Origin of the sequence: [Clostridium] ultunense DSM 10521 (assembly GCF_000511955.1) — a bacterium.
GTDB lineage: Bacteria > Bacillota > Clostridia > Tissierellales > Tepidimicrobiaceae > Schnuerera > Schnuerera ultunensis.
In genome coordinates, this window is record NZ_AZSU01000002.1 from 526,255 (window position 1) to 533,381 (window position 7,127).

Here is a 7,127-nt window from a genome sequence, read left to right on the forward strand (position 1 = left end):
AGATGGATAATACAATTTTAGAATTGAAAGATTTTAATGTAACCTATGTAAATAAATATAAAAAAGTATATGCGGTAAAGGATGCAGGATTCAAAATCAATAAGGGAGATTCTTTAGGTCTTGTAGGTGAATCTGGTTCGGGGAAATCCACTTTGGCTATGGCTTTACTTAGACTTTTGCCAGAGAAAACCACTGAAATATCGGGAGTAGCAAATTTTCTAGGAAAAGATTTAACCCAAATGTCTCAAGCCGAACTTAAAAAGATTAGGTGGAAAGAGCTTTCCGTAGTATTCCAAAAATCTATGAATTCATTATCACCTGTCCATAAGATAGGAACTCAGGTGGAGGATATATATTGGGTTCATAATCCAAAGGCTACTAAGAAGGAAATACTAGATAGATTCACCTATTTACTTGAATTGGTTAATCTATCCAGCAGAGTATACAATCTATATCCTCATGAACTATCAGGTGGTATGCTCCAAAGGGTTTCTATTGCATTAAGTCTTATCAACAACCCAAAACTACTCATTTTAGACGAAGCTACTACAGCCTTAGATGTGGTTACACAAGGACAAATATTAGATGAGATAGTTAAGATGGAAAGGGAAATGGATATGACCAGGATAATGATTACTCATGATATGTCAGTAGTAGCTACATCCTGTAATAAAGTTGCTGTTATGTATGCTGGTGAACTTATGGAATTAGGCTATGTAAAAGAAGTACTTAAAGATCCTTTACATCCATATACTAAGGGGCTCTTAGCATCTTTTCCATCTTTAAAGGGAGAAAATAGTAAATTAGAAGGTATAAGCGGATTTTTACCTGATCTATCTAAAAAGTATGAAGGGTGTATTTTTGCTCCTAGATGTAAGCAGGCAATGGATATATGTAAGAAAAAGCCTAAATTAATCCAGTTAGGTAATGAGCGAGCTATTAGATGTCACCTATACGGAGGTGAAAAGTAGATGAAAAATAATGAGACCTATATAAATATAGATAATGTATCCATGTGGTATCCAGTAAAGGGTAATTTTAGCATAAGTTCTAAAGGCAGGCAATTTGTAAAAGCTGTAGATGGAGTATCTTTGCAGCTGGAAAAGGGAGAAATACTTGGAATAATTGGAGAATCTGGATGTGGAAAATCTACTCTAGGAAGGATCCTCGCTAGACTTGAAGATCCAACGGATGGGGATGTATATATTGAAAATGTATCTACAAGCAAAATTATGAAAGAGGATTCGAAGGCTTTTAGGAGATTGGTTCAAATAGTATTTCAAAATCCTTATGATTCCTTTACACCTAGAGATACTATAGAAGAAATATTGATGCGACCTTTAAATATTCATTCTATTGGGAATTCAAAAGAGGATAGAAGAAGGATTATTTTAGAAACTTTGGAATTTGGTGGACTTCATCCTGCTAAGGATATTATGAAAAGATATCCTCATGAATTATCTGGTGGTCAATTACAAAGGATTTCTATCTTACGTGCCATGTTAGTAGACCCAAAATTTATTATAGCCGATGAACCTGTATCCATGTTGGACGTTTCCGTTAGAGCTGAAATTATCAATATGCTTATCAGGTTGAGTAAGGAAAAAGAAGCAGCAATAATATTTATTAGCCACGATATCTCCCTTACTAGGTACATTTCTCATAAAGTAGCTGTAATGTATTTGGGAAAAATCGTAGAGTATGGTGAAGCAGATGAAATAGTTAAAAATCCAAAACATCCTTATACTCAAACTTTAATTTCTAATTGTGGTTCTATAGATCCAGAAGAAATTATGGACAAGATAAAGGTAGAAGGGGAACCACCTACACCAATTAACCCAGGTCCGGGATGCTATTTTGCACCAAGGTGCTTTAAGGCCACTGAAGAATGTTTCAAAAAATATCCAGCTACCCATGATATGGGACAAGGTCATTTGGTAGCTTGTGATAGATTAAACGAAAATAATAAGGAGGCTTAGCTATGAAAAGGAAAATATTTTTAGTAATGGCAGTTTTAGCATTAATAGCTGTTACAGTAGTAGGATGTAGTTCTAATACCGAAGATAATGATTCAGCAGGAAAATCAGAAGGTGTGGAAAAAACATTAATAGTAAGGGCTTCAGGAGACCCTATGTCCTTTAACCCAGATACCTTGCCTGATGACAACAACTATCACATTGTTCAAAACTTATATAATAGGCTTGTTAAGTTAGATGCTAGTAAGCAAATCGTTCCCGATTTGGCCACTGAATGGGATGTAAGTGAGGATGGTAAGATTATTACTTTCCACTTAAGAGACGATGCCCATTGGCATGATGGGGAACCTGTAACTAGTAAAGACGTAAAATATACTTTTGACACCATAAAAGAAAATCCAACTTATTATATGAGTTCAAGACTTCAAATAGTTGATTCTATTGAAACTCCTGATGAAAATACTGTAGTTTTCAATATGAATCAAGCGGATGTTTCCTTTATTGCAGATTTAGGCTGGTATGCAACCTTTATATTACCAGAACATATATTTAATAATGGACAACCATGGGAAGATAACCCAGCATCAATGGATCCTATAGGTTCTGGACCATTTAAATTCCAAGAGTTTAAACAAGGGGAAAGTATTACAATAGTTGCTAATCCAGACTACCATGAGGGAGCACCAAAACTGGACAAAGTAATATTCTCTATAATTCCTGACGATGCAACTGCAGTACAAGCATTAGTAAATGGTGAAATAGACGTATTAGAAGCTGTACCTGCAGCTAATGTAGATGAATTAATGGCCAATGAAAATATTAGGATGGAATTAAATGAATATCCATCACCTATGAGAATTATATTTAACTTAAAGAATGAAATCATATCCGACGTAAATGTAAGAAGAGCTATAGCTACTGCTATAGATAAAGAAGAAATTTCACAAAAGATATTTAATGGAGTTCAAAAACCAGAATACAATATGTATCCTTCATTAATCGAATGGGCTAGTAATAGTGAAGATACATCCCCTAAATTTAATATTGAAGAAGCTATAAGAATACTAGAAGATGCAGGATATAAGAAAGATGCTGACGGATTTTATATAAGGGGACTTACCATTGATGTATTTGAGGATGGTGGATATCCTGATGCTGCAAAACTTATGGCAGCTACATTGGAAAAGGCTGGTATTGAATTAATAGTTCAAGTTCATGAATTTAACGCTTGGAATGAAAAAGTTTCAGTACAAAAGGACTTCATACTTGAATTACAAGGTGGATTCATGGGACCAGACCCTGCGGCATTACAAAAACGTTTTGGTACAGGTGTAGGTAGCAACTATGGTGAATATAGCAATAAGGAATTCGATGATTTATTAGCTCAAGCAGCAGCTACAGGAGATCAAGAAGAAAGAGCTGAATTATATAAGAAAGCCCAAGCTATATTGGCAGAAGATCTACCCTATATTCCGATTGTAACCTTTGCAGCATACGACGCAAATAACTCTAATTTTATAAATCTACCAATAGATGGTGCTGGAAAATGGGGTTGGCAAGAGTTTACATTTACTGATATAGCAGAGTAATTTAATATTAAAGGCTAATTGCATTTTCTATAGAATACATGGTGCAATTAGCCTCTATTTAGGAGGTAGTAATATGAAAAAAATAATTGATGATGTAATAAAAAAAATACCTGATTATAAGGAGTTTTTAACTGTAGAGGAAATGGATGCAAGTAGTAAAAAATTGGCTGAAGAATATCCAGAGATAGTTGAAATATTTGAAATGGGCAGAACTAGAGATGATCATCCCCTATATTGTCTTAAAATTGGTAATGGTTCCAATAATGGTCTTATGTTTGGATGTCCCCATCCTAATGAGCCAATAGGTGCTATGATGCTTGAATATTTTACAAGAGAATTGGCCGAAAACAAAGAATTAAGGGAAAAACTAGACTACACTTGGTATATTGTGAAATCCTGGGATGCAGATGGTACAAGGCTTAATGAAAATTGGTTTAAAGGGCCTTTTACACTATACAATTATGCAAGAAATTTCTTTAGACCTGCAGGTCATCAACAAGTAGATTGGACTTTCCCAATCGATTACAAGGAATTACATTTCCACGATACCATTCCAGAAACCAAGGCTATGATGAATTTAATAGATGATATAAGACCTAAATTCATATATTCCCTTCATAATGCAGGTTTTGGTGGCGTTTATTGGTATATTACTAGGGAAACTCCAGAAATATATGATGATATGAGAAATGCAGCTAATAAACAAGGCATTCCTTTGAATTTAGGAGAACCGGAAGCCCCTTATTGTGTAGCTTATTCTCCTGCTATATATCAGGATTTAGGGATTCAACAAAACTACGATTACTTAGAAAAATATGGTATAGAAAATCCTGGAGAAGTTATAAAAGCAGGAACATGTAGCTCCGATTATGCAGAAGAAGTTTGTGGTGCTTTTACACTTTTAACTGAATTACCATATTTTTATGATAAAAGGATAAACGATTTATCTCCATCGGATATAACGAGGAAAGAAGCGGCATTAAAGAGTTTAGAATTTAGTGAAGAAGCAGATGAGTTCATTAAAACTACTTTAAATAGGACTAAAAAACATATGGATAAGAAAAATCCTTTTAAATTAGCTCTAGAAGCTTTTACCGATAATAGTGAAAGCAACGAAGCAACTAGAGAAATGGTCAATACCAATCCAGATTTTGCAAAGATGGCAACTGTAGCTGAAAAGTTTGACAACCTATTGGTGGCTAAATTCTATAAAATGCTTTCTTATGGATTGTTAGTTAGAGCCCATGAAAGTGAACTTAAGAAGATGAAAGAAAACAATGAAGTAAACCCAGAAAAAGAAAAGGATTTGGAAGAAGCTTTCAATACTGCTTTAAATAGACTAAAGGAATTAAGTGAAAAACTTGAAAAGGAAATTGATTATGAAGTAGTTCCAATTAAAAAACTTATAAGTATTCAATTAGAATGTGGCTTATTAATGGCAGATTATCTAAATAGGGATTAAGGGGGTTATTGGATGATCCTAATTAAAGGTGGAAATGTTCATGACGGTAAAGGAAATATATTTGAAAATACGGATATTTTAATAGATGGAAAAGTAATTAAAAAAGTTAGTCCTTCTATTGAAGTATCAGAGGATACTGAAATATATGAGGCAAAAGGAAAAACTATTTTTCCTGGGTTTATAGATTCTTTAAATGTGTGGGGATGCCAGGGACCCGGTTGGGAAGATGATGATTTAAGTGAACATTCGGATCCTGTAACTCCAGAGATGAATGTGGTCTATTCCTTTGACCAAGATAGCATGATGTTTCAAAGGGTATTTGAATATGGAGTAACTAGTGCAGGCATAACTCCTTCTACGTCCAACGTTTTAGGAGGACAAGCGGCAGTATTTAAGACCTATGGAAAACATCCCTATGAAATGTTAGTTAAAGAAAAAGTTGCAATGGTATCTTCAATAACAGCAGAAACTAAGAAAGTCTATGGTAGCAGAAATACTTGCCCCATGACTAGGATGGGAGCTATTTCCTTGCTTAAGGGAGCAATTATTAAAGCTATGGAATACAAAAAAGATGATAAAAAAGAACATGACCCTAAATCCCTTGCGCTACAAAAAATAATAGATAAGGAAACTCCCTTATTTATAAATTGTAATACCAAATCCGAGATGGACGCAATTGAGTTAGCATTAAAGGATTTACCTGTTAATGTTGTTTTTACAGGTGCCTTTGGCGTAAATGGAGATACAGGAAACATAATGAAAGATAAATTTAGTATAATCCTTGGAGACCTATCTAATGCAATGTCCTCTGTCAATAGGTATGTGGATTTTGAAGGTGTTAAAAAACTAATGGAGAAGGGAATAGATGTGGCTATTAGCTGTTGTGGAGACAGGCCAGCCTCAGGAAAGGAATCTTTATTATGGAATGCCATACTATGTCACAAATATGGCATAAAAGCTGAAGATGTGCTAAAAATGGTTACTTCCATCCCAGCTAAGATTCTTGGTGTAGAGGATAAAATAGGCTCCATAGAAGTTGGTAAGGATGCAGATATTGTTATATGGACAGATAATCCTATTAAAACCTATTCTGCTAAAATTGAGGCTACATTTATCCAGGGAGAAAATATCCTTTATTCTAGGAGGGATAATACATGTTGGTCATAAAAGGTGCAAAAATATATACTTCAGCAGAGAAAGTTTATGAAAAAGGAGATATCCTTATAGAAGATGGTAAGATCCTAGATGTAGGCCAGAATTTAAGTTGGGATGAGGGAGAAGTAATAGATGCAGATGGCCTTGTAGTAATCCCTGGTATAATCGATGCCCATAGCCATATAGGTGGTTTTGGCAGTACTATGGATGATCAAGACCTAAACGAAATGACTAAAAATGCTACCCCTGAAGTGGAATCCATCTATTCTATCGACACTAAATCCTCAGAATTTAAAAGGGTTTTGGAAGCTGGAATTACGACTTCAGCTATTGCTCCAGGAAGTGGCAATGTAATAGGTGGCCTGGTATGTGCTGTTAAATCCTATGGAGCTAATATTGAAGAAATGTGCATTAAAAACCCGGTGGCATTAAAAGCAGCTCTAGGAGGTAATCCTAAAGGAGTCTATGGGAAGAGGAATCAAATGCCTATGACTCGTATGGGAATTGCCAATGTAATTAGAGAAACTTTAATCAAAGGTCAACAGTATATAGAAAAAAGGGAAAAAGGTGAGGTGGAATTTGACCTAGGTATGGAAAATGTGTCTAAGGTACTTAGGAAAGAAATCCCTCTAAAGGTACATTGTGAGCAATTCGATATGTTAACTATTATCCGCATTGCTAAAGAATTCGATATAGATTTTACCTTAGACCATGCCTGGGGAGCCAGTGATTTTTACGATGATATTGTAGAATCCAACTGCAAAGGAGTAATTTATGGACCTATAGGAGTCCTACTTTTGCCAGGAGAATGTGGCAAAATCGATATTCATAGCCTTATAGAACTGGATAAAAGAGGAGTACCCTGTGCCATAATGACAGATGGTCCTATATTAAACCCTGATGTAATTATAATTCAAGCTGGTGAAGTAATCCGATTTGGAGGGG

6 protein-coding genes are annotated in these 7,127 nt (G+C 35.0%); all 6 read left to right on the top strand.

Annotated elements, in window-relative coordinates:
• Nucleotides 1-2 precede the first annotated feature (2 nt).
• Nucleotides 3-971, top strand: a complete 969-nt coding sequence (locus CUL_RS0105340; protein ID WP_025640743.1) for an ABC transporter ATP-binding protein — start codon at nucleotides 3-5, stop codon at nucleotides 969-971.
• A complete protein-coding gene (locus tag CUL_RS0105345; RefSeq protein ID WP_005586728.1) occupies nucleotides 972-1,979 on the top strand; it encodes an ABC transporter ATP-binding protein in 1,008 nt (335 codons plus the stop codon).
• 2 nt (nucleotides 1,980-1,981) lie between these two features.
• Nucleotides 1,982-3,565 carry an ABC transporter substrate-binding protein gene (locus tag CUL_RS0105350; RefSeq protein WP_005586730.1) on the top strand — a complete coding sequence of 528 codons (1,584 nt, stop codon included), beginning with the start codon at nucleotides 1,982-1,984 and terminating at the stop codon, nucleotides 3,563-3,565.
• Nucleotides 3,566-3,638: 73 nt separating this feature from the next.
• Nucleotides 3,639-5,027, top strand: coding sequence for a M14 family zinc carboxypeptidase (locus tag CUL_RS0105355; RefSeq protein WP_005586732.1), 1,389 nt, complete (start codon nucleotides 3,639-3,641; stop codon nucleotides 5,025-5,027).
• Between the two features lie 12 nt (nucleotides 5,028-5,039).
• A complete protein-coding gene (locus CUL_RS0105360; protein WP_005586734.1) occupies nucleotides 5,040-6,194 on the top strand; it encodes an amidohydrolase family protein in 1,155 nt (384 codons plus the stop codon).
• On the top strand, nucleotides 6,182-7,127 hold a 946-nt coding region (locus CUL_RS16710; protein WP_051403514.1), incomplete at its 3' end, for an amidohydrolase family protein. The genes CUL_RS0105360 and CUL_RS16710, both read left to right, overlap by 13 nt.

Coding starts and splice junctions, on each gene's coding strand:
- CUL_RS0105340 (WP_025640743.1), top strand. CDS start 3: ATGGATAATACAATTTTAGAATTGAAAGATTTTAATGTAACCTATGTA.
- CUL_RS0105345 (WP_005586728.1), top strand. CDS start 972: ATGAAAAATAATGAGACCTATATAAATATAGATAATGTATCCATGTGG.
- CUL_RS0105350 (WP_005586730.1), top strand. CDS start 1,982: ATGAAAAGGAAAATATTTTTAGTAATGGCAGTTTTAGCATTAATAGCT.
- CUL_RS0105355 (WP_005586732.1), top strand. CDS start 3,639: ATGAAAAAAATAATTGATGATGTAATAAAAAAAATACCTGATTATAAG.
- CUL_RS0105360 (WP_005586734.1), top strand. CDS start 5,040: ATGATCCTAATTAAAGGTGGAAATGTTCATGACGGTAAAGGAAATATA.